26 protein-coding genes are annotated in these 19819 nt (G+C 43.9%); 8 read left to right on the plus strand and 18 right to left on the minus strand.

Going from position 1 to position 19819, the window contains the following annotated elements:
• Nucleotides 1–19 precede the first annotated feature (19 nt).
• The 7 genes from AND4_RS09115 to sctW are packed head-to-tail and all read right to left on the minus strand — an operon-like array spanning nucleotide 20 to nucleotide 4825.
• Nucleotides 20–472 carry an LcrR family type III secretion system chaperone gene (locus AND4_RS09115; RefSeq protein ID WP_043991586.1) on the minus strand — a complete coding sequence of 151 codons (453 nt, stop codon included), beginning with the start codon at nucleotides 470–472 and terminating at the stop codon, nucleotides 20–22.
• Nucleotides 472–2598, minus strand: coding sequence for a type III secretion system export apparatus subunit SctV (sctV, locus tag AND4_RS09120; protein ID WP_086026808.1), 2127 nt, complete (start codon nucleotides 2596–2598; stop codon nucleotides 472–474). Before sctV ends, AND4_RS09115 begins: the two co-directional genes overlap by 1 nt.
• Nucleotides 2582–2920 carry a type III secretion system chaperone VscY gene (gene vscY, locus AND4_RS09125; protein ID WP_009842676.1) on the minus strand — a complete coding sequence of 113 codons (339 nt, stop codon included), beginning with the start codon at nucleotides 2918–2920 and terminating at the stop codon, nucleotides 2582–2584. Before vscY ends, sctV begins: the two co-directional genes overlap by 17 nt.
• 5 nt (nucleotides 2921–2925) lie before the next feature.
• Entirely contained in the window at nucleotides 2926–3303 is a 378-nt protein-coding gene (gene vscX / locus AND4_RS09130) for a type III secretion system protein VscX (RefSeq protein WP_009842677.1), read from the minus strand.
• Nucleotides 3300–3674 carry a type III secretion chaperone SycN gene (gene sycN, locus AND4_RS09135; RefSeq protein ID WP_009842678.1) on the minus strand — a complete coding sequence of 125 codons (375 nt, stop codon included), beginning with the start codon at nucleotides 3672–3674 and terminating at the stop codon, nucleotides 3300–3302. The genes vscX and sycN overlap by 4 nt, the downstream gene beginning before the upstream one ends.
• The gene (locus AND4_RS09140; RefSeq protein ID WP_009842679.1) at nucleotides 3661–3945 is read right to left on the minus strand and encodes a TyeA family type III secretion system gatekeeper subunit; all 285 of its coding nucleotides are present in this window, start codon (nucleotides 3943–3945) and stop codon (nucleotides 3661–3663) included. The genes sycN and AND4_RS09140 overlap by 14 nt, the downstream gene beginning before the upstream one ends.
• Nucleotides 3926–4825, minus strand: a complete 900-nt coding sequence (sctW, locus tag AND4_RS09145; protein ID WP_009842680.1) for a type III secretion system gatekeeper subunit SctW — start codon at nucleotides 4823–4825, stop codon at nucleotides 3926–3928. Before sctW ends, AND4_RS09140 begins: the two co-directional genes overlap by 20 nt.
• A gap of 185 nt (nucleotides 4826–5010) precedes the next feature.
• On the opposite strand from sctW, the gene vscN reads away from it, so the two are divergent.
• From vscN to sctU, 8 genes are read left to right on the plus strand one after another with little or no spacing between them, the layout of a single operon-like run.
• Nucleotides 5011–6333, plus strand: coding sequence for a SctN family type III secretion system ATPase VscN (gene vscN / locus AND4_RS09150; protein WP_009842681.1), 1323 nt, complete (start codon nucleotides 5011–5013; stop codon nucleotides 6331–6333).
• On the plus strand, nucleotides 6330–6791 hold the full coding sequence (locus tag AND4_RS09155; protein ID WP_009842682.1) for a YscO family type III secretion system apparatus protein: 462 nt from the start codon (nucleotides 6330–6332) through the stop codon (nucleotides 6789–6791). The genes vscN and AND4_RS09155 overlap by 4 nt, the downstream gene beginning before the upstream one ends.
• A 9-nt stretch (nucleotides 6792–6800) precedes the next feature.
• On the plus strand, nucleotides 6801–7835 hold the full coding sequence (locus AND4_RS09160; protein WP_009842683.1) for a type III secretion system needle length determinant: 1035 nt from the start codon (nucleotides 6801–6803) through the stop codon (nucleotides 7833–7835).
• Nucleotides 7832–8797: a type III secretion system cytoplasmic ring protein SctQ gene (gene sctQ, locus AND4_RS09165; protein ID WP_009842684.1), complete on the plus strand. Its 966-nt coding sequence runs from the start codon at nucleotides 7832–7834 to the stop codon at nucleotides 8795–8797. The genes AND4_RS09160 and sctQ overlap by 4 nt, the downstream gene beginning before the upstream one ends.
• A complete protein-coding gene (gene vscR / locus AND4_RS09170) occupies nucleotides 8794–9444 on the plus strand; it encodes a SctR family type III secretion system export apparatus subunit VscR (protein WP_009842685.1) in 651 nt (216 codons plus the stop codon). The genes sctQ and vscR overlap by 4 nt, the downstream gene beginning before the upstream one ends.
• Before the next feature lie 12 nt (nucleotides 9445–9456).
• Nucleotides 9457–9723: a SctS family type III secretion system export apparatus subunit VscS gene (gene vscS, locus AND4_RS09175; protein WP_009842686.1), complete on the plus strand. Its 267-nt coding sequence runs from the start codon at nucleotides 9457–9459 to the stop codon at nucleotides 9721–9723.
• A complete protein-coding gene (gene sctT / locus AND4_RS09180; protein WP_009842687.1) occupies nucleotides 9720–10502 on the plus strand; it encodes a type III secretion system export apparatus subunit SctT in 783 nt (260 codons plus the stop codon). The genes vscS and sctT overlap by 4 nt, the downstream gene beginning before the upstream one ends.
• A gap of 17 nt (nucleotides 10503–10519) precedes the next feature.
• A complete protein-coding gene (sctU, locus tag AND4_RS09185; protein ID WP_009842688.1) occupies nucleotides 10520–11572 on the plus strand; it encodes a type III secretion system export apparatus subunit SctU in 1053 nt (350 codons plus the stop codon).
• Nucleotides 11573–11707: 135 nt separating this feature from the next.
• Here sctU and AND4_RS09190 read toward each other — a convergent pair whose 3' ends face one another.
• The 11 genes from AND4_RS09190 to sctD all read right to left on the minus strand — a co-directional run bounded on the left by AND4_RS09190 (nucleotide 11708) and on the right by sctD (nucleotide 19814).
• Nucleotides 11708–13612, minus strand: coding sequence for a hypothetical protein (locus AND4_RS09190; protein WP_009842689.1), 1905 nt, complete (start codon nucleotides 13610–13612; stop codon nucleotides 11708–11710).
• A 17-nt stretch (nucleotides 13613–13629) separates the two neighbouring features.
• Entirely contained in the window at nucleotides 13630–14058 is a 429-nt protein-coding gene (locus tag AND4_RS09195) for a CesT family type III secretion system chaperone (RefSeq protein WP_009842690.1), read from the minus strand.
• Between the two features lie 589 nt (nucleotides 14059–14647).
• A complete protein-coding gene (locus AND4_RS09200; protein WP_009842691.1) occupies nucleotides 14648–15283 on the minus strand; it encodes an HrpE/YscL family type III secretion apparatus protein in 636 nt (211 codons plus the stop codon).
• Entirely contained in the window at nucleotides 15262–15927 is a 666-nt protein-coding gene (gene vscK / locus AND4_RS09205; RefSeq protein ID WP_009842692.1) for a SctK family type III secretion system sorting platform protein VscK, read from the minus strand. Before vscK ends, AND4_RS09200 begins: the two co-directional genes overlap by 22 nt.
• Nucleotides 15920–16663, minus strand: a complete 744-nt coding sequence (sctJ, locus tag AND4_RS09210) for a type III secretion inner membrane ring lipoprotein SctJ (RefSeq protein ID WP_009842693.1) — start codon at nucleotides 16661–16663, stop codon at nucleotides 15920–15922. Before sctJ ends, vscK begins: the two co-directional genes overlap by 8 nt.
• A gap of 38 nt (nucleotides 16664–16701) precedes the next feature.
• Complete coding sequence (gene sctI / locus AND4_RS09215) at nucleotides 16702–17046, minus strand: type III secretion system inner rod subunit SctI (protein WP_009842694.1); 345 nt, start codon at nucleotides 17044–17046, stop codon at nucleotides 16702–16704.
• A gap of 8 nt (nucleotides 17047–17054) precedes the next feature.
• On the minus strand, nucleotides 17055–17687 hold the full coding sequence (locus tag AND4_RS09220) for a YopR/YscH family type III secretion effector (RefSeq protein ID WP_009842695.1): 633 nt from the start codon (nucleotides 17685–17687) through the stop codon (nucleotides 17055–17057).
• Entirely contained in the window at nucleotides 17687–18043 is a 357-nt protein-coding gene (locus AND4_RS09225) for a YscG family type III secretion system chaperone (RefSeq protein WP_009842696.1), read from the minus strand. The genes AND4_RS09220 and AND4_RS09225 overlap by 1 nt, the downstream gene beginning before the upstream one ends.
• A gap of 3 nt (nucleotides 18044–18046) precedes the next feature.
• Nucleotides 18047–18310: a type III secretion system needle filament subunit SctF gene (sctF, locus tag AND4_RS09230; RefSeq protein ID WP_009842697.1), complete on the minus strand. Its 264-nt coding sequence runs from the start codon at nucleotides 18308–18310 to the stop codon at nucleotides 18047–18049.
• Nucleotides 18311–18322: 12 nt separating this feature from the next.
• Nucleotides 18323–18529, minus strand: coding sequence for an EscE/YscE/SsaE family type III secretion system needle protein co-chaperone (locus AND4_RS09235; RefSeq protein WP_009842698.1), 207 nt, complete (start codon nucleotides 18527–18529; stop codon nucleotides 18323–18325).
• Nucleotides 18516–19814 (minus strand): type III secretion system inner membrane ring subunit SctD, encoded by a 1299-nt coding sequence (gene sctD, locus AND4_RS09240; RefSeq protein WP_009842699.1) that lies wholly within the window; start codon nucleotides 19812–19814, stop codon nucleotides 18516–18518. Before sctD ends, AND4_RS09235 begins: the two co-directional genes overlap by 14 nt.
• Nucleotides 19815–19819 lie beyond the last annotated feature (5 nt).

Below are 19819 nucleotides of genomic sequence, written 5' to 3' on the forward strand. Positions count from 1 at the left end.
CCTATTTTAAAGCGGAGCATCAACAGGATGCTGTCAGTAACAGTCGAGAGTTTTTACTTTTTCTCTTTTTAGAAGGACGGTAATCCCCGAGACGTAAGAAATACCAATCACCTTGTGCATCATGGCTCGCACCAAAGGAACGCAGATAGAACTGCGCTAATCGTTGGCTGCTCATGTTGCTGCCTCGCAATACATCAACGTTGCCGCGAATAACCCAATCAAGTGGGTACGATTGGATGGCATGCTCTACGAGCAAGAACAGCGCGGAGAAAGGATTGCTCAGACCTTGGTTGGGGCGAATTCTACGCAGTAATACGATGATGATTTCGCCCTCTTCTTCCTCTACACGGAATACCAGCTCCAATCCATCAAATTCATAGCGATGACCAAGTAATATCGTACTTTTTTGCCAAAAGTAAGGCGACATATTGATGCCTGATGCCGCTAAAGACTGGGAGAGAAGGCATGCCATTACATGCCAACCCGACCAAGAGGTTGAATATTGATTTGTTGAGTCAGCTCTTGGAATGACAAAACTGGCAACTCGTAGTACTCAGATTCAATCAGCTTGCGTACATAGCGACGTACATCCATTGATACCACTAGCACCGGCTTATTTGGCATGCGGCTCAAATCACCAATAGTTTGTTTTACGTCGCTAACAAACTGCTGAGTAACCGAAGGATCAAGGGCTAAATAACTGCCCGCAGAAGTCTGTCGAATACCGTTTCGTATCGTATCTTCCAAACTTTGATCGAGTAGATAGGCAGGCAACATATTTTCGCCGCTAGCATACTTGTAACAGATATAACGTTTTAAGCTTGAACGGATATATTCCGTTAGCTGTACTACGTCTTTCTCTTTTTGTCCCCACTCAACCATAGCCTCTAAAATCATGCGTAAGTTACGAATAGAAATGTCCTCAGAAACCAAACGTTGCAAGATTTCTGTCATTTTTTGTAGCGGCACAATCCGCTGCGCCTCTTTGACGAGCTCTGAATAACTGCCTTCCATTTGCTCAAGCAGGTAACGAGACTCTTGAATCCCAATAAAGTCTTGTGCGTATTCTTTGAGCACGTGAGAAAGGTGGTAAGTGAGAATACGGTCAGGCGTCAGAAAGCCCACACGACTTTTTTGCAGTTTTTCTTGGTGACTTTGCTCCACCCAAATACTCGCAATGCCCGGAAGGAAGTCGTCATCTTTCTCGTAAGGTACACCTAATAGGTCAATTTGCTCATGACCCTCTGTCACTAATAGTTTTTCGCTTTCAATCCGACCACGAGCAACCGGCACTTCTTGCAGTTGAATCAAATATTCGCCGTCACTCATTCCTTCGTTAAAGCGCAAATGGATGCCGGGGAACGGCACACCGAGATCGAGATAAAGCGCTCGTCTAACTCGAGCCAGTTCATCATTAAGCGCCACGGCTTCCAAGCTCTCTTGTAAGCGAGAATCTAAGTCGATGAGCAGCGGCACCGTCATCGCAAACTCTTCTTGCTCGCCAAGTTTGCCTTTACTGTTGCGAGATGGTGTTGGCTTATTCGGTTTAGCCGCTGGCGAACCCGCACCTCGAGCGACAAAACTAGGTAAGTCCGAGCTTTCAGATTCACTCTGTTTTTTATTTTTATAGAACAAGAGGAAACCACCGCCACCCACCACCGCAGCAAGTACAAGGAAGGTAATGGTTGGAAAACCGGGGATGAGTGCGAATAGGATAAGCAAAATCCCCCCAACCAACAAAGCTCTCGGCTGTGCGGTTACCTGACCACCGATATCGGAGCCTAAGTCCGATGAATCCTCATTTGAAACACGGGTAACGATGATGCCGGCCGTAATGGCGATGAACAGTGCTGGAATTTGAGAAACTAGGCCATCACCGATAGTCAGAACGGCGAACAATTCAAGCGCCTCAGAAGCGGACATGCCTTTTTGGGTAACCCCGATGGTAACACCACCTAGAATGTTGACCACGATGATAATGAGTCCTGCGATTGAGTCGCCTTTTACGAACTTCATCGCACCGTCCATCGAGCCATACATCTGGCTTTCTTTTTCAATTAATGAACGGCGGTGGCGCGCTTCATGAACATCGATCACCCCTGCACGCATGTCGCCATCAATACTCATCTGCTTACCCGGCATCGCATCCAGAGAGAATCGAGCACCGACTTCAGCCACCCTTTCAGAACCTTTCGTAATCACCATAAACTGGACAATAGTGATGATCAGGAAGACAACGATACCCACCACCAAGTTACCACCGACCACAAAGCTACCGAAGGTGTATACGATCTGGCCTGCATCGCCTTGCAAAAGGATAAGTCTCGTTGTAGTGACTGAGAGTGATAAGCGAAACAGTGTCGTGATCAGCAATACAGCTGGGAACGCAGAAAATTCCAAAGGTGAAGTAATATAGATAGCAAGCATCAACAAGACGACCGCTATACTCATGTTGGTACCGATGAGTACATCCACTAATGCCGTCGGTAAAGGCAAAATCATCATAAAGACAATCGCCAATAGCATTACGGCAAGCATGATGTCTTTACGCTGTCCGACTTTGTTTAGAATATTGATCAACTTATTCATTTGATTCACTATTAATAGATTGTAAATAACGTCGATGAGCGCGGCGAGCACCCTCAACATCATGTTGTTTCCAGCGCGCTTGACTTAAACAAAACCACAAACCCGTTTGGTTTGAATCTTCAGTTTGTAATAAGCTTTCGCACAACTCGGCTGCACGCGTGTACCGACCGGAATGCAGGCACGCCACCGCTAAAGTTTGGCGAGCACCTTGATGATGCGGTTCAATTTCCAGCACTGCATCAAGCAAAGTAATGGCTTGTTCAGGCTTTTGGTATTGAACTTGAAGTGCAGCGTGGACAAGTAATAGCTCGACATCTTTGGTTTGCAACATGGGCTTTAAACCTGAATCAGTAGATTCAACGCCATGGTGAGATAGCGTTGGTCTAATTGGGTATTTTGAAGAGTTTCCGCAGCTTGAGTAAGCGTGCGAGAACCACTTTGCTGCGCTAATTCCTGAAGCCTCAACTGAGTGGTATCAAACTGCTGTCGGTACTTATCTGGGCGAAGTAACTCTGAATGAGTAAGCTTTGGTTTGGCAAGTGATATCAAGTACTGCTCTGAGGGGCGAAGATCATATAACTTCTCCAAATGAGTCGCGATGGCTTGACCATCAGGCAAGAGCTGAAAGCGCTGAGGAAAATCGCTTTCAACATGCTCTAGAGAAACGTGAGTAAAACCTTCGATACCAACGTTTAATGTACTAATACGATTCATAAACCTGCCACATCGTTATGTAAGCGGGTCAGAAGTGCGAACGCTTGTTCAATGGTTGGCAGCGTTACCTCATCACCTTCAATTTGTGCAGAAAACACCAGCGTCTGTTCATCCAACAACCCAGCTTTAATGATGAACGGCCAGCCTTGTCCAGCATGACAAAACCCCAACGCTTTTTTAATCGCTTCGTTTGACTCGTGCCAAGACAACGGCTTCGTTAGCATAAGAAACAAGCAGCCCTGATGTTTCTCGATGTGCAACGTACCACTTTGTTCAAAGCTCAGTTGAACACGTCCTGCTACAGAGAAATCCACCGCTTCAAGCCCCATTCCTCTGCAAAAGTCATCCACCGATGCATCAATCCAATTCATCGTCCCACATTTCCTCTTCTTCTAAATCAATCGCTTCATCAAGCGCTTTTTGAACGGCCTGAATTAGGTTTTGTCGTTGTTCTTCATCGTTAAATACATCGATAGGAATATGTCGAACCAGTTTATGTAGCTCCCTAAAAAAGCTAATTTTTCGCTCTGTGGATTCTAAATTCATCGAATTCACTAGGTTCCATATTTCACTAGTTCCTACCCAGCGCTGTTCAACCAAAGAAATGACATCTGACATCAAATCAGTAACTTGATAAGCCATAACTCGCCTGCTGAGGTTTGAATATCTGGTACAGATTGCTAACTTGATCTTTTAGAGTATTGAGTGTCTTAAGTGTTTGCATGTCTGATATCAATAGTCGAAGCTTGACGGGATCGATGCTGCTGCCTTGAACACTTAAGTCTGCACTCATACCTTGCAACAAAAAGTCCACAGCCGTGGATACTTCTTTTTCACCAAAACGCTCGACCACATCCTTGTATGCTGCACCTAACCCTTGGTAACTGTGTACAGTGTCACGATAGAAACCGCGCAGCTGGTGCAAACTGCTAAAGCCTTGCTCTTGGCTGTATTCATCGGCAAAATTTGAAACGCGAATTTCGGTGTTGATCTGAGAAAAAGAATCCAGATCTTGCTCAAAGTTCGAAAGTGCTTTGTCAACCAGCGCCAATAAGTTCTTACTTTCAGGGTTAGCACCTAGGAACTTCTTCACCGCTTGTAACGCGAGATACTGATGGCTCTTCTCTTCAGAGAAACCATTGAGATAGGCCTGTAACTGGGCCATCGTTGATAAGTTGCCACTCGCCAGTTTAGTAGCGAGATCTTTGATCTTTTGATTCTTCTCTAGATCAGGCACTTTTTTCAGGTAATCAGAGACCAGCTCATGGGCTTCATTCAAACGAATGCTGCCATCTTTTACTTTGCGTTTTGTCAGGTCTTTTTCTGCTTTTTCTGAGCCAAGAGCCGTCAGTTCTTCCATGGCATCAAAAAGTGACTGAGTTGCATTATGTATACGGACAGTTTCACCACGATAACTGCCATTCGCTGCCGCTCCCGCGCGTGAAGATTCAAAGCCACTTCGAATTGACGAGTCAAATGTATTGCTCGTTGAGATTTGGCTATTGTTAGCTATAGTGCTCATTTGTTGCACTCCTTTGTATAATATCATTCGATTATAGGGATTGCGTTTATAGTCGGCTGTCAAAATCAGACGTGTTTTTTTAGGCCATTTTCAGTTTTCTAAAAACTCCCGACCAATAGTCACTATAAATCCTGCACCATCCTCTTTATTCTCCCAGCATCTGTTATTGCGCGTATATTCTTAAATTGAACGACTTCTCATACATCACCGAAACCCAACAATCAGCAATCAAACAAACACGTTTGATCCAAATCCGTGGTCGCGTAACTCAGGTTACTGGCACCATCATCAAAGCCGTCGTGCCTGGTGTACGTGTCGGCGAGCTTTGTGAACTTCGTAATCCAGATCAAACCCTGTCGCTGCTTGCGGAAGTGGTTGGTTTTCAGCAACACCATGCGTTACTAACCCCACTTGGCAATATGTTCGGTATCTCTTCTAATACCGAAGTGAGCCCACTGGGAAAAATGCACGAAGTCGGTGTTGGTGATCACCTATTAGGGAAAATACTCGATGGCTTGGGTCGTCCATTTGACGGGACCCAGAACAGTGAACCAACTGCTTGGTATCCGGTATACAGAGATGCACCGCCACCTATGCAAAGAAAACTCATTGAAAAACCCATATCGATGGGCGTGCGTTCAATAGACGGATTGCTCACCTGCGGTGAAGGACAAAGGATGGGCATTTTTGCTGCGGCTGGCGGAGGCAAAAGTACCCTGCTTGCTAAGCTTATCCGCTCTGCCGATGTCGATGTAACCGTGCTCGCCCTCATCGGTGAGAGGGGAAGAGAAGTTAGAGAGTTTATTGAACATGATCTGGGTGAAGAAGGCATGGCAAAGTCAGTGCTCGTTGTCGCCACCTCAGACAGGCCAGCCATGGAACGAGCCAAAGCCGCATTTGTCGCAACTTCCATCGCAGAGTATTTCCGAGACCAAGGAAAACGCGTCCTACTGCTTATGGATTCAGTGACGCGTTTTGCCCGAGCTCAAAGAGAAATCGGTTTGGCGGCGGGCGAACCACCAACACGACGAGGCTATCCGCCTTCTGTTTTCGCTGCACTACCAAAACTGATGGAACGTGCTGGTCAATCAGATAAAGGCTCCATCACGGCCCTGTATACCGTGCTTGTAGAGGGTGATGATATGACAGAGCCCGTCGCAGATGAGACCCGTTCGATACTTGATGGCCATATTATTCTTTCACGGAAACTGGCGGCAATGAACCACTATCCAGCCATTGACGTGCTCCGCTCAGCGAGCCGCGTGATGAACCAGATCGTAGACAAGACGCATCAAGCTTCAGCCGCCCACATGCGTGAAATGCTGGCCAAATATGAAGAAGTCGAACTGCTAATAAAGATAGGTGAATATCAACATGGTGCTGACAGTAGAGCTGATATGGCCATTGCACAAGGTGATGATATTCGAGAATTCTTACGTCAAGGCACGCACGAACCAAGTGAACTCGGAGAAACCATTACTCAACTGAGTGGGATCGCTGGCTTATGATTGAGAAGCTACTAGAGATCAAAAAGATTCGTGCAGACCGCGCAGACAGCGCGGTTCAGCAACAAGAGTATCGAGTCAATAATGCGAGGGCTTCACTCCGAAAAGCGGAACAATCCGTCGTCGATTATCGCCTTTGGCGGGAAGAAGAAGAAGAGCGACGTTTCGCAAAAGCAAAACAAAAAACGGTTGTTCTGAAAGAGCTTGAAGTGTTACGCCAAGAAATTGCACTGCTAAGGGAAAGAGAAGCCGATTTAAAACAGCGAGCAGCGGAAGCCAAAAAGGCACTAGAACAGGAGAACCAAAAGCTCAAGGAAAGACAGCAAGAGGCACTAGCCGCCCACAAAACCAAAGAGAAATTCATTCAATTACACGAACAAGAAATCGCTGAACAAGCACGTCAGGTGCAATATCAAGAAGAGCTCGAACAAGAAGAGTTCCGCAGCGTTGTCGTTTCATAGAAGGTAAAAATGCGAGTCAAAAACGATCATCCAAACACTAATGACAACCCTCAAAAAGTTGAGATGAGTCCAGTCCCTCACGTTTCTAAAGAGCTTGAATCTCGGTTTGATAATGCGCTTAAACCAAAGAAAGCGGAAAAGGAGCGTGAGTCCGAAGCCTCTCGCCTATTCGCAACAGTCTTGAATGCGGATAAACTCGATCACTCGAATCACAAAGACCAACTAAATAGAACGTCCTCTAAGTTGAAGAAAGAGCTGCTAGAAAACGAAAAAGACCCTGCCGCGCTTATCTTAGACAGCAAAATTGCTTCGCCTCATGATCCAAAAACACTTTCTGCCAATTTACCAAACATTTTGAAGGATCAGACGCAACCTATCCAGCCAGAGCACACTCAACCCTCAACCGTGCAGAGTGTAATACAAGGCCAACAGCACAAGCTTGACAAGGCAACCCAGAAAATCGATCCGACAACAAAAGATGCCGCTGCTTTTGTTGATTCCAAAGCTGTGTTATCCACCCTTGAAGAGAAGATTAAGCCGCTCAAGCACGTCGAACTGAGTCATCGCTCAGAGTCGGAGGCTAAGTTGCCACCGACAATAAACCCGGGCCAGTCACCAACACAAGGTGACAGTATTCTTAGGAACATTGAAACACAAGCGCCGAGTAGCAGAACGCAAGACGTGACAGAGTTGATTAACAAATTAGTTAAAGAGATCCACGTTTCTCTTCCTTCAGTCAACGCGAAAGAAGTGAGGCTGCTTATCAATGAAGGTCAGTTAAAAGGTGGCGAGATCTCCATTAAACAAGACAACTTTGGCTACAGTGTTGTAATTAGGCAAGAACACGCCCTGTCTCTGATCAGTCAGACAGCAAAACAAGATTTAACCAACCGCCTAAATAGCTTAGGGATTGAACAGCCGATACGAGTTACCGTAAGCGAACAAATGAACCACCAGCAAAACCAACAAGATCAACAAGATCAACAGCGTTCACGACAGCAACGCAGCATTTATGATGAATGGCAACCTGAGGACGAAATATGATCGCTGATTTCCCAAAGGTCGATCCTTCAAGTATCACACTGAGCAATCAACTGTGCGCAAAACAATGCCACTTTCAAGATAGCCAGAGTAATAGTTTGTCACTCACTCTTGGACAAAAGCCCGAATTTTCGGGCCACCGTTTGACGCTACTCATAGGCGGACAAACCATTCAAATTGATTTCAGTGGTGCGCAATTACAGCAATGGTTGCATGGCATTCTTGACTCAACGGCATTTGAATCACTACCGAACTCATTGCAACTATCATTGCTAAACAACCAAATTGACCCCTACGCCGATGTGATTAAAGGTCTATTTGGTCAGCTTCCAGTGTTGAGCAAGCTACAAGCTTATGAACAGCAAACCTCGCAAGAAAACGTCTTACTGATCACCATCAACCGTGAGGATGTATCTCTTAGCTTGTGGGTCCACGAAGGGCGAGATGTGCTGATTGATACACTGCCGCAAGCCCCATCTTACCTGAGTCAAAACATTGAACTGCCTTTGTGGTTGAGCTTTGGTAAAACACGTTTGACACTCAGTCAATTCGATCAACTGGAACTGGGCGACGTGGTATTTTTCGATGATTGCTACATCGCTCAACACCAAGTGCTGCTTCAGGTATCCAGTCAAAACCTTTGGCGAGGCCAACTCGACAATACAACTCTCCATATCCAAGAAAAAGAATCCAATATGAATGATATCAATAGCTCTGAAGCACTCACCGACCACCAGCAATTGCCAATTGAACTGACTTTCGATGTTGGTCAGCAAACCATTACTTTAGAACAGCTTAATGCGCTGCAGCCGGGTTTCACCTTTGAGCTAAACCAGCCAGTTTCTAACCCTGTGACCATGCGAGCAAATGGCAAAATTATTGGTGAATGCGAGCTTGTGAACATCAATGAACGCTTAGGTGTACGTGTACTCGAACTGTTTGGCGGCAGTCAGGAGCCAGTATGATCCAGTTACCTGATGAACTGAACCTCATCGTCTCACTCGCTCTACTTGCTTTGATTCCTTTTATTGCAATGATGGCGACTTCTTTCGTCAAGCTCGCTGTGGTTTTCTCCCTGCTGAGAAATGCACTGGGTGTGCAACAAATTCCACCCAACATGGCGCTGTACGGGTTGGCGATCATTTTGTCGATCTTCATCATGGCACCCGTTGGTTTTGAAACCTATGACTATGTGAAGCAACATGATATCTCGCTCGAGGATTCAGAGACTATTGAAGGCTTGATTGAAAGTGGATTACAGCCATATCGTGAATTTCTGAAAAAGCACATTCGTGAAACTGAGTCAGCCTTTTTTACCGATGCAGCAAAAACCTTGTGGCCACAAAAATACGTCGACCGCCTGGAATCAGACAGCTTATTGTTACTCCTCCCCGCCTTTACGGTCAGCGAATTGACGAGGGCTTTTGAAATTGGTTTCTTGTTGTACCTACCATTCATCGCTATCGACTTGATCGTATCCAACATCTTATTGGCGATGGGCATGATGATGGTTTCACCAATGACCATATCACTGCCATTTAAGCTTTTGCTCTTCGTATTGCTAGACGGGTGGACCAAGCTGACCCATGGCTTAGTGCTCAGTTACGGGTAAAAGGAAAGAAGTATGAATCCAGCTGAAATCATCCACTTTACGACTCAAGCTCTAACACTTGTTCTTTTCTTGTCGCTACCACCAATTTTGGTAGCGGCACTTGTCGGTACTTTGGTCTCTTTGATCCAAGCGCTGACACAAGTGCAAGAACAGACATTGGGATTTGTCGTCAAACTGATTGCCGTCATCATTACCTTATTTGTCACTACTCAATGGTTGGGCGCAGAACTACACTCATTTGCCACATTGACTTTGGATAAAATCCCTTACATACGATGAGTTATGATGACTTACACCAAGCCCTATTCCTATACAGCTTGACGCTTCCTAGGCTAATGGCCTGCTTTATATTTTTGCCCATCTTAAACAAGCAAATGTTGGGTGGCACCATGGTAAGAAATGGAGTCTTGTGCTCGCTTGCACTGTTTATCTTCCCAATGATCAACCAACAAACCCTGCCCGAAGAAACCGATGGGATTTGGTTAATGGTGATATTAGGTAAAGAGATACTATTGGGCCTGCTGATCGGGTTTGTTGCGGCGATACCTTTTTGGGCAATTGATGCAGCAGGCTTTCTTGTGGATAACCAACGTGGCGCTGCAATGGCGAGTATGTTCAATCCTACTCTCGGCTCACAATCAACACCAACGGCCGTGCTATTAACTCAAACGTTGATTACCTTATTCTTCTCAGGTGGTGGCTTCATTGCTTTTATGTATGCGCTGTTTCAAAGTTACGTCTCGTGGCCCGTGGTCAGCTTTTTCCCAACTGTCACCGAGGAATGGGTACACTTTTTCTACGCTCAATTCGAGCAATTGATGTGGTTGGGCGTTTTGATGTCTGCGCCTCTGGTTCTTGCCATGTTCCTTGCAGAATTTGGACTTGCGCTGATTAGCCGATTCGCACCGCAACTGAATGTATTCTCGTTAGCCATGCCGATCAAAAGTGCTGTCGCTAGCTTGCTATTGATTGTCTATTTGGCATTGATGATAAATCACTTTGAAGCACTTTTCTTTGAAATCATCCTGTTCAAAGAACAGCTCAACACCATATGGTAAAATAAACAGGAAAAGTAATGAGCGGAGAAAAAACCGAACTCCCCACCCCGAAAAAGCTTAGGGATGCCAGAAAAAAAGGGCAGGTAGCAAAAAGTCAGGAAGTCGTCTCTTCGGCGCTCATCCTAGCTTTGATTGCTGTCTTATTTGCCTTTGCCGATTACTATATGTCGCACATCTCCGCCCTACTCTTGCTGCCGAGTAAGTTAGCCTATCAGGGGTTTCATGATGCGTTAATCGACGTTGCTATCGCTATCGCTGAAGAAATAATTTACCTGCTGGCACCAATCCTAATCGTTGCAGCCTTGGTTGCGATTATGTCTAACATGGCACAGTTCGGCCTGTTATTTAGCGGTGAATCTGTTAAGCCGGACATCAAGAAGGTCAACCCTGCAGAAGGAGCAAAACGGATTTTTTCGCTCAAAAGTATTATTGAGTTTATTAAATCCATTCTCAAAGTCTCGCTACTTTCCTGCATTATTTGGGTAACACTGCGCGGAAACTTAAACACACTACTGCAAATACCTACCTGCGGATTGGAGTGTGTCCCAGCCATCACTGGGGTGTTGGTAAAACAGCTCATGATCATCTCTTCCGTCGGATTTATCGTCATTGCAGCCGTCGATTATGCTTACCAAAAATTTAACCACACCAAGCAGTTGAAGATGTCCAAAGATGAGGTAAAACGCGAATACAAAGAGATGGAAGGCAGCCCTGAAATCAAGAGTAAACGGCGTCAGCTGCACCAAGAAATGCAATCTTCAAACCAGAGAGATAACGTAAAACGATCGAATGTATTGGTCACCAACCCAACTCACATCGCTATTGGTTTGTATTATAAAAAAGATGAAACGCCATTGCCTATCATTACCCTCAAAGAAACCGATGCGATGGCGAAACGTATGATTGCAATTGCCCGCGAGGAAGGAATCCCTGTTATGCAGAAAGTACCTCTCGCACGTGCGCTGTATGCCGACGGCCAGTTAGATCAGTACATCCCAGGTGAACTTATTGAATCCACCGCCGAGATACTGCGTTGGGTTGCTTCTTTAGAACAATCTGAGGAGTCTTGAAGGAAAAACTCTTTTAAGACTCCCCAGTCATGCTTGTCGTTCTCATGAATAAAATAGTAACGATCAAAACAAGTACAGTTAACTAATTTAATTACTATTTTATGAAAATAAAAGCATGCGATGTACTCCTAATACTTAACCCATAATCTTTTGGTTATTGTTTGTTGAAGAGTAGGCGTTTTGTCCATAAAACTGTAAAGTTGACGCATAAGCTTTGTCTAGTAAATCCCTGATAGCAGTTTTGTCATCGTGTTTTGCAAGGGAGACAATGTCTTCGTAATTAATATGATAATTATTAAGAATTGTTTCTCTGTCATCCCCCTCAACTTGCAGCGCTTTGTATACAGACATACTTTCATTAAGAGAGTGGCCTCCATCGAAAGTCAGGAAAGCGAGTGTATTTAATTGGCTCTGTTCTGTAGAAAAGTCATCATTAATTTCTGCTAAATATTTTGCCATATGGGTCAAAATATTGGTTGAACCAGATGCACCAGTAACAACTGCAACACCATTTTCAATCGCATTTTTATCATGTTGACTTAGTTCATCTACTCTGATTGCTTTTGAATCAGGAACACTCCTGCCACTAATGAAATTATCGTATACAGTACCCTTGGGTTGATACGCTAAACCTGTACCATAATGTTTGGTTTGTGGTGTTTCGGCGGGGGTTTGACCTGAAGGTGAACGAGCCTTAGTGATCGGCCGACCGTAGAACCTATCTCCCTCCAACTTGTAGGATTTAACATCAAACCCCATGTTAGCATCGGTATGCATTTTAACAGCAAGAAAAGGCATTTTTATCACACCAAAGCCGTCGTCAACGTGACTCATCATCTTTTCAAAGTTTTCCATTGTAGGAGAATCGATATAAGTCGTGACTTCGGGTACTTGGCTAAACCAAGGTCGAACATCACTATTAATCGTTCTTGCAAAAGATCTTAATGTTCTGTCAACTGACGATTTATCTTTGTTTTCCATCCTCGCAGTGAAATCATTCAGTAAGTATTCTCCAATTTTCTTGGCATTATCTAATGCCCCTTTCGATGGAGATTTAACCATTTCATGGGCGATTTCTGAGTCAAAACGTCGATTGAAGATTGCGTCCATATATTGGTTGGTATGTTTTTCTTTTTTTGCATCTGAAATTTGTTTACTCACCAAATTTTGTAATGGGTCATCACTTGATAACTTACTTTTTGCTTTTTCTAATAAGTTCAGTAATGAGTTTTTATTTACACCTCCCATCCATAAAGACTTCGCCTCATTCGCTAACTCCTTTGCTTCGGTAGAGCTACTTTGAGAAAATTTAAAAGCAAATTCAATGATACTTTCACTTTCTGTTTTAGGCGCTGTTCGTTCAGCCATTGAATTCAATTCAGTCAACGGTGTAGTAGCACTATTCTTTAGAATATCGAGTTTAGCCTGAGAGATTTGACCTAGTCCTTGTACTCTACCTAAATGATCAAAAGTCACTGAGCCACTATGAAATAATTCCGCTTTATTAGGATCAACAGAAAGATTCAGCACTCCAGCATCTTCAGCTCTATTAGCTTGAATTTTTTGTACTAAACCTTTAATTTCATATTGTAACTCTTGGATTCTACTACCTCTATCCTCTACCTCTTTAGGATTATTTTCTTGCCATATTTTCAGGGCACTCTCCAACTTAAATAGATTAGCTTCAGATGGCGTTTTTTGAACAATTTTTATCTGTTGAACTATATTTTTCAGCTCTTTGCTTTGATGATGAGTGATATTTCTTGTCACTGACTGTTCAAAATTATTGTTGCCTTTCTCTAGTAATCCAAACGAAAAGCCTCTCGTATCTTTTTCTTTGTTAAATTGAGATTCATTGTAGAGTATTTTCAAATCTTTCTTGTGAGTAGCCGAGATAGGATCGTGGTTTCGTGCCAGATGAATTGCCTCAGCAGAGGGGGCTGTTGTTGACACACTTTTTTCCCCCAGTTTACCTGAAATTTGTTGATTTCCCTGACTATACTGAGTGTTTATATCTTGCGCTTTATTAATTATTTTCAATTTTAGGCCTTTTCAGTTCATACTTTTAAATATTTGTCTGATTTAGAAATCTGTATGTCATTAGGTATCTCAGATTCTCTCAGCCATATCTGATCGAGTGTTTCACTAATAAATGTCAGCTGTTCCTCTATTGAAATAGAATCCGCATTATTAATGTCGATTCTATTCCATAATATCCAACTTTGTGTTTTTTCAGATTTACCTAATACAGGCTTCATCGCAATTTGACTAAACATATTCTGCTGGCTGAAGGATTCTTCCGTCGGAGAAAACTCTTTCGGTAAGTTAGCAAACATTAAAAGCTTACCTAAAGGATATTCGGTAATACTGATTTCTTGCCCATCAAGTAAGAAGCTAACAACTTCGTCAACTTTTAACGGCTTCTTGATAGATAATAGAAGGTGCAGTCTTTCGATAACACTTAAAAACTCTTTACTTAGACTCATGACATTACTTATAAATTAAATCATTTCCATAAGTTTATAATATGTAACGAAATAAATAAAGATAACTTGAGTTAAACTTGATTTTTACTAGTATGCGATCGTTAGGATATCTAATTGATCTGCTTCAACCAATTCATGTATATCGAAGGCCCCCATATAGCCTTTAGTATTAAATTTTTTAAACCCGGCACTAATTGCAAAATATCACTTTATCTTTTAAAAATAAGAGCAACCTCTATCTGATAAGGTCTGGAGTCGCTCCTAACCCCGCTCAATTAGCACAAGGGTTTCTGCTACTTGCGCCAATTTATAATTAAAATGCTGCCAAAACAAAGCTTCCTGTTACGATGGAATAATCACCATCATATTCTTACCATCCTACATACGTAAATCTTCATCGGGTAAAAATCCCCCCTGATGATAGCTGTAAAAAAGTAAGTTAGCAGACCGTGGATTTATCGCGAAATACATGACTAGAGGGAAACGATTGACAAGGCTGTCATTGTTCTAGTTGTTTCTCAGTAGCTAGCAACTGAGAAGCAAAAAAAAACCCAGCAGAGCTGGGCTTTCAGGGAATAGAGGAAAGAGGTTAAAGGTGTATCTTCTGACGCTCACTCAATTGCTTGGTAATGGCCTGTTTGAGCGCTTGAAGCTGTCCATCAATACTTGCATCGATAATACCAACTTCGGTCTCTAGAATGCAGCCGCCATTTTTTAAACGTGCATCGGCGATGACGTCAACATAACCCACTTCAGGAAAATCACTGAGTATTGAGGAAACCTTCTCGCGCACATCAGCAACCTGATCCGGATGCACGTGGAGAATGACTTGCTTTTGATTGCTCACCAGTTGAAGCGCCTCTCTTACAACACTGGCGGTGGTATCCACATCATCAAAACTACTAATGATCTTCCTTACCGCATCAAGCACAACGCCTGTCATTTTCTGTTCGACTTGCAAATAGTATTCGTTGCATCGATCAAGGGTTGCCAACATAGTTTCGGCATTTTCAGCCTTAGCCTGGTCAATACCATCCTGATAGCCACGCTGCCTCTCTAGCTCATAAGCTTCGTCTGCTTTGGCAACAATACTCTCCGCTTTGGAGTGTGCCGCTTCGACCAAATGCTGCGAATCTAAGTAACTCACATAATCTTTTGCTTTGAGCACTTTTAAGCCCGGCGCTAATTGCAAGTTGTCCGTTTTTATTTCAACAAATGAAACCATTGAGGAATTACCTGTTTTGCGATTTTCTTAATAAGTCGATATGCAAGATCTCGATGCGCATCATCTAACCAGTCGGTCCTGAGATCAGTGAGGGTCAACTGACGATTGACCTTAAATTGCCATCGTTGTACTAGCTCTGATGGCGATTTCTCCAGTAAAAATCTTACCCACAAATAACCAAGCTCTCTGGCTGTGTTTTCAAAGCTCTTTTCATCGAAACTTTCTGGCAGCGCTTTTTGCCAACCGGTGGGCCAGTTGGAAATCATCATCGGCCCTTGTTGAATGAAAAAACGCGTTTCATCCACACCAAAGATCTGGTTGAGGCACTGCTTGGGCTGTTTTAGCACCACTTGACGCATCGCGTGACAATGCATTATTCCACCAATCATTAACAGTAGTCGGTTTGTCGCCTCAACAGGCAGTAGTACCAAGCTACTGTACGGATGATTAAAGACATGGTCAGTGATTGGTGACAGTGCCCAATTTTCAATACACCACTGATTGATCGCCGCCTGCTCTCTCCAACCTTGAAGGTTCAGTAACCAAGGTTGGTTCTCGGTTATCCAGCTTTCATCTATATAGCTACAAGGGCGATAATTAAACTGATGCTCAGCTTTTGAAACCATCGCATCGGAATCAACCACGTTTGGCATTCCTGCGACACAAAGCATAGGTCGCCAAGTTAGAACCGATGATGAGGAATACCAAGAAAACAAGAATAGCAATCAAATGACTTGCAGTATCTTTGGTCACTTGAATCGACAATATACTTTCAAATTGGCTCCCCTGAGAGGTAATACGAGCCTCTGAAGATGGAACCATCACCACGCTAATACGATCGTAATTGAGTCCTTCAATACTGTGGTTCACCAGCAATTTAATTTGAGGAACATAAGCATCCAGCGCCACATCAGCAGCATGCTTAATGAAGACCGAAGCTGATGCTGGCGTTGGTCGCTCTCCTGGACGAAGATTTTGATCTTCCAAGACAACGTGCACACGTGCGACTAATACACCATCAATTTGTGACAATGTAGAAGACAACTCTTGTGATTTCGCGTAAATAAGTCTTGCTCGTTCGGCAAGTGGGGACGAAATCAAGTCGTCTTTCGGAAACACTTCTTTTAACGTCGAGAACTGTTCTTTTGGGTAGCCGTTTCGCTTAAGCGCATCAACAGCAAACGCTATTTGCGCGTTGTCCACCAGCAACTTTACGGTATTGTCTTTATCCGGCTCTTTCGTTGCAACCACCCCCTCGGAAAGTAAGATTGACAACATTTCATTACCTTCTTGCTGGTCTACACCTGTATAAAGTTCCGTCTGACAACCCACCAAAAAGACAACCAGCAACATGCCTAAAGCACGCATTGTTTTGATCATGACTATTGTTTTCATTATGGATATTATTTTCATTATGGCTATTGTGCCTTCAGTAGTGTTTCTACGTTTTGCGTCGTTTTACCTACCGTTTTGGCGATCAGCTCCTCTTGAAAGGTAATTCGAGTCAATGCCCATTGCATTTGCAAAAGCTCAGCAGGATTGTCACCCACCACTTTCATGCTATCGGTTAAAGTGCTTTTAGCGGTATCAATGGTGTTTTTAAGTTCGCTGATGTTCTCTAAAAAGCCGCCCTCTAAGCCATTGTTTCCCTCTGAAGCCGACATTGCCTGATCAAAACGTTCGCTAAGCCCATCTTGAGGTTGAGCATCTTGTAATTGCTCAAGGTTCGTCTGAATAACTTCGGTGTACTGCGTATTGATCATATGCGTTCCTATGAGAAATCGATTTTATGGCTGTTATTCAGCATGTTTTTGACCAAGGAATTAATTTGCATGACCGTGACCGTCTCTTTCCTAACCATCTCTAACAATGCGTCTTGGTCAGAGGCACCTTTCAATTCAGCCCAGCTACGCCAAAGAGCTTGCTCTTTTTGAGCGTTAAAAGGAAAGTGCTCAGACAACAGAGCTTTTAGCTCTGCACGGTCTTGGGGGGGATCCGCTAACAAGCGTCTAGAAAAACTGCCCAACAACTCTTGTTCGAGTGACACGAATAGCTCAGGTGATGCGTTATCGGTACCTTTTAAGCTCTTTTCCTGGTTAAAGGCATACCACAGTGCATCCCTCATAGCACTAGAAGAAGTAAACCTCCCCTCAAGTGAGCGGCTAACCGCGGTTGCGCTGAAGTTTCCGGAATTTTTTAGCGACTCATACCACTCTTTTAATGGTTTAACCTTGGCCTCAACTTGAGCGGGAATCTCGGAAGTTTTTTGCACTGTTGATGTATGATTGGCCGATAAACTTTCACTCATTAGACGGCTCATCTTGTCTGCCTCATAAGGATCAACTCTCGAAGGGAGAGGCGTGTCGCTACGCGTATAGTGCGCGATGTTGTCTTCAATCTTCATTAAAAGTTCCGGATATCTTGAGAAAAACTCATTGCAAAAGCTTGACTCTCTTGACTGCCTTTTGAGGCTATCGCTAACCAAGATTCCGCTTTACTGGCTAATCCGGCTTTACCCGCAGCCAGTGCCGCCAAGCAGATCAAGTCCGGATAATTCGCGCACATAGGTTCAAGCAGCTGATGAGCCTCTTCGTAACGACCACGATTCATCAAACTCGTAGAACGAATCATCGATACGACTTCTGCTGTATCATCATGAGATTCCAAGCAAGATGCGATAGTCTCTGCCTCTTCGTGGCGATGTATACCTGTTGCCATCAAAGCCGTTTCGGCGAGAAGTCGACGCATGTCTTTTTCCATAACTTACACCTTCTGCAGAATCGATTGCATCACATCCTTAATGGCTCGAGTGGTGGTAGCATTAATGTTGTAAATCATCGACCACTTGTTGATTGTGTGTTGCAATTCGGCCAGCTTTGATGGATCGTCGGCGTTTTCGCTAAGATTATCGATTGCGGCATTGACGGCCTCATTTGCGAGCTTAGCTTGTTCCTGTAATTTATCTTTAACCTCGTCAAGATAAACACTGCTATTTTTATCATAAAATGAACTGGTAGTAGTTGCCATAATTAACCCCTCTTATTTGTTGTATTTAATCGTTTCTATTACAGCCAAAGCCGCTTGATACGCTTTATGTTGTTCTAACAGTGACTGGTATTCTCGAGGTGAACAACCAAGATCAAGCTGGCGCTTAACCGTCGATTGAGCTTGCTTGAACTTGAGGAGAACTGCCTCTTTATGTTCCTGCCCTGATTCACTTTGTAGTAGTTTTTCAAGATTTGTCATTGGTATTTCCAGCTTTGAAACCTAAATCGATTGAGATCACTCGCCCACCTTTCACTAGCTCTATTCCTTCTGGGGTCACACTAGAAATACGATACCCTTGAGGGGTTCGTGACCCAACCATATAACGCACATTATCCGTAAGAATGACGTATGGGACTTGGCCAAAATTCACACTGCGAAATGGAAAATCGATGTTAGTACCTTTGCTTACTTTAGGAATAGACTTCAAAACTAAGTAAGGCTTTTCACCATACTGCTCTCGAAAATCCCTCGTTACGCCATAAAAGCGAGTACTCTCAATATCATCCAACTCACCGCGAGCTTCGATACGATCGCCACTTGTTACTAACTGAACCTTCTTTAGTAACTCAGCTTTTTCGAGTAATGATCTGAGCGTATCCATGTAAGCGCCGGCTCTTTGCAACTCAACCTTCCAAGCCACCAAACCAGGAACGTCGCGTTCGAGTATCTGCTCAACTTGGCTCCAACGTCCCGCATCGTCGATGTAGCCCGTTAAGAGCAATGTGCCTGTCTCTTCGCCATTCTCAACTTTGACTTGGTGATAACCGAGGTTACGTAAGATAAAACTTACACCACGGCGGATCTCCTCCATGGTTCGCAAATCACTCTTGTAGTTAATGCCCAAAATATCAATTCGACCAAGCAATTGAAGCTTTTGCGTTCTATCTTCGACATAACCTTCTAGAATTGCCTGCTTTGCCATGGCATTCCATTCGACACGTACATCATCCAGCTTCAATTCACTCAAAATATTACGTACTAAGGCAATGGGTTCAGCTTCAGAGATAACTTCAGTATCGTTTGCTCGAATTTGACTATACCAAATACCCGAAAATATGAAGGTCGGTAACAAGCTAAACAGCAATCCCAAACTAAGCGTTCTCTTCCAGCCTGAAAACGGTTTGTGACTAACGGGGGGTGTTTGTTTATCAACGACATCTGTAGCATCGACAGCCAAATCATCACCCTGGTATCCCACAGCAAAGGTTAAGCGGCCTACAGAAATGAGGGCGTTACGCGCTAACTCAACACCCTCAGTGTCGACAGTAACGCTCTCATTATTGACTGTGACATCTTCGCAATCACGCAGTAGAACGGTTTCACCATCGCACACCAACACGAGGTGACTCTCCTTGATATCCGAGTCCGTTAACACAAGATCTGCGGTAAAATCGTCGCTGCCCAATACCAATGAGTCATGAGGTAAGGTCACCTCTACCCCGGCATGGACGCCAGAAAGAATTCGAATTTTCCATTGCTGCATTGAGG

Origin of the sequence: Vibrio sp. AND4 (assembly GCF_000171815.1) — a bacterium.
Taxonomy (GTDB): domain Bacteria; phylum Pseudomonadota; class Gammaproteobacteria; order Enterobacterales; family Vibrionaceae; genus Vibrio.

Coding starts and splice junctions, on each gene's coding strand:
- AND4_RS09155 (WP_009842682.1), top strand. CDS start 6,330: ATGATTGAGAAGCTACTAGAGATCAAAAAGATTCGTGCAGACCGCGCA.
- sctI (WP_009842694.1), bottom strand. CDS start 17,046: ATGATCAATACGCAGTACACCGAAGTTATTCAGACGAACCTTGAGCAA.
- vscS (WP_009842686.1), top strand. CDS start 9,457: ATGAATCCAGCTGAAATCATCCACTTTACGACTCAAGCTCTAACACTT.
- AND4_RS09140 (WP_009842679.1), bottom strand. CDS start 3,945: ATGGCTTATCAAGTTACTGATTTGATGTCAGATGTCATTTCTTTGGTT.
- AND4_RS09235 (WP_009842698.1), bottom strand. CDS start 18,529: ATGACAAATCTTGAAAAACTACTACAAAGTGAATCAGGGCAGGAACAT.
- AND4_RS09195 (WP_009842690.1), bottom strand. CDS start 14,058: ATGAGTCTAAGTAAAGAGTTTTTAAGTGTTATCGAAAGACTGCACCTT.
- sctW (WP_009842680.1), bottom strand. CDS start 4,825: ATGAGCACTATAGCTAACAATAGCCAAATCTCAACGAGCAATACATTT.
- sctJ (WP_009842693.1), bottom strand. CDS start 16,663: ATGATCAAAACAATGCGTGCTTTAGGCATGTTGCTGGTTGTCTTTTTG.
- AND4_RS09160 (WP_009842683.1), top strand. CDS start 6,801: ATGCGAGTCAAAAACGATCATCCAAACACTAATGACAACCCTCAAAAA.
- vscY (WP_009842676.1), bottom strand. CDS start 2,920: ATGTTGCAAACCAAAGATGTCGAGCTATTACTTGTCCACGCTGCACTT.
- sctD (WP_009842699.1), bottom strand. CDS start 19,814: ATGCAGCAATGGAAAATTCGAATTCTTTCTGGCGTCCATGCCGGGGTA.
- sycN (WP_009842678.1), bottom strand. CDS start 3,674: ATGAATTGGATTGATGCATCGGTGGATGACTTTTGCAGAGGAATGGGG.
- sctF (WP_009842697.1), bottom strand. CDS start 18,310: ATGGCAACTACTACCAGTTCATTTTATGATAAAAATAGCAGTGTTTAT.
- AND4_RS09225 (WP_009842696.1), bottom strand. CDS start 18,043: ATGGAAAAAGACATGCGTCGACTTCTCGCCGAAACGGCTTTGATGGCA.
- vscX (WP_009842677.1), bottom strand. CDS start 3,303: ATGAATCGTATTAGTACATTAAACGTTGGTATCGAAGGTTTTACTCAC.
- sctU (WP_009842688.1), top strand. CDS start 10,520: ATGAGCGGAGAAAAAACCGAACTCCCCACCCCGAAAAAGCTTAGGGAT.
- sctQ (WP_009842684.1), top strand. CDS start 7,832: ATGATCGCTGATTTCCCAAAGGTCGATCCTTCAAGTATCACACTGAGC.
- sctT (WP_009842687.1), top strand. CDS start 9,720: ATGAGTTATGATGACTTACACCAAGCCCTATTCCTATACAGCTTGACG.
- vscR (WP_009842685.1), top strand. CDS start 8,794: ATGATCCAGTTACCTGATGAACTGAACCTCATCGTCTCACTCGCTCTA.
- AND4_RS09220 (WP_009842695.1), bottom strand. CDS start 17,687: ATGAAGATTGAAGACAACATCGCGCACTATACGCGTAGCGACACGCCT.
- AND4_RS09200 (WP_009842691.1), bottom strand. CDS start 15,283: ATGGTTTCATTTGTTGAAATAAAAACGGACAACTTGCAATTAGCGCCG.
- AND4_RS09115 (WP_043991586.1), bottom strand. CDS start 472: ATGGCATGCCTTCTCTCCCAGTCTTTAGCGGCATCAGGCATCAATATG.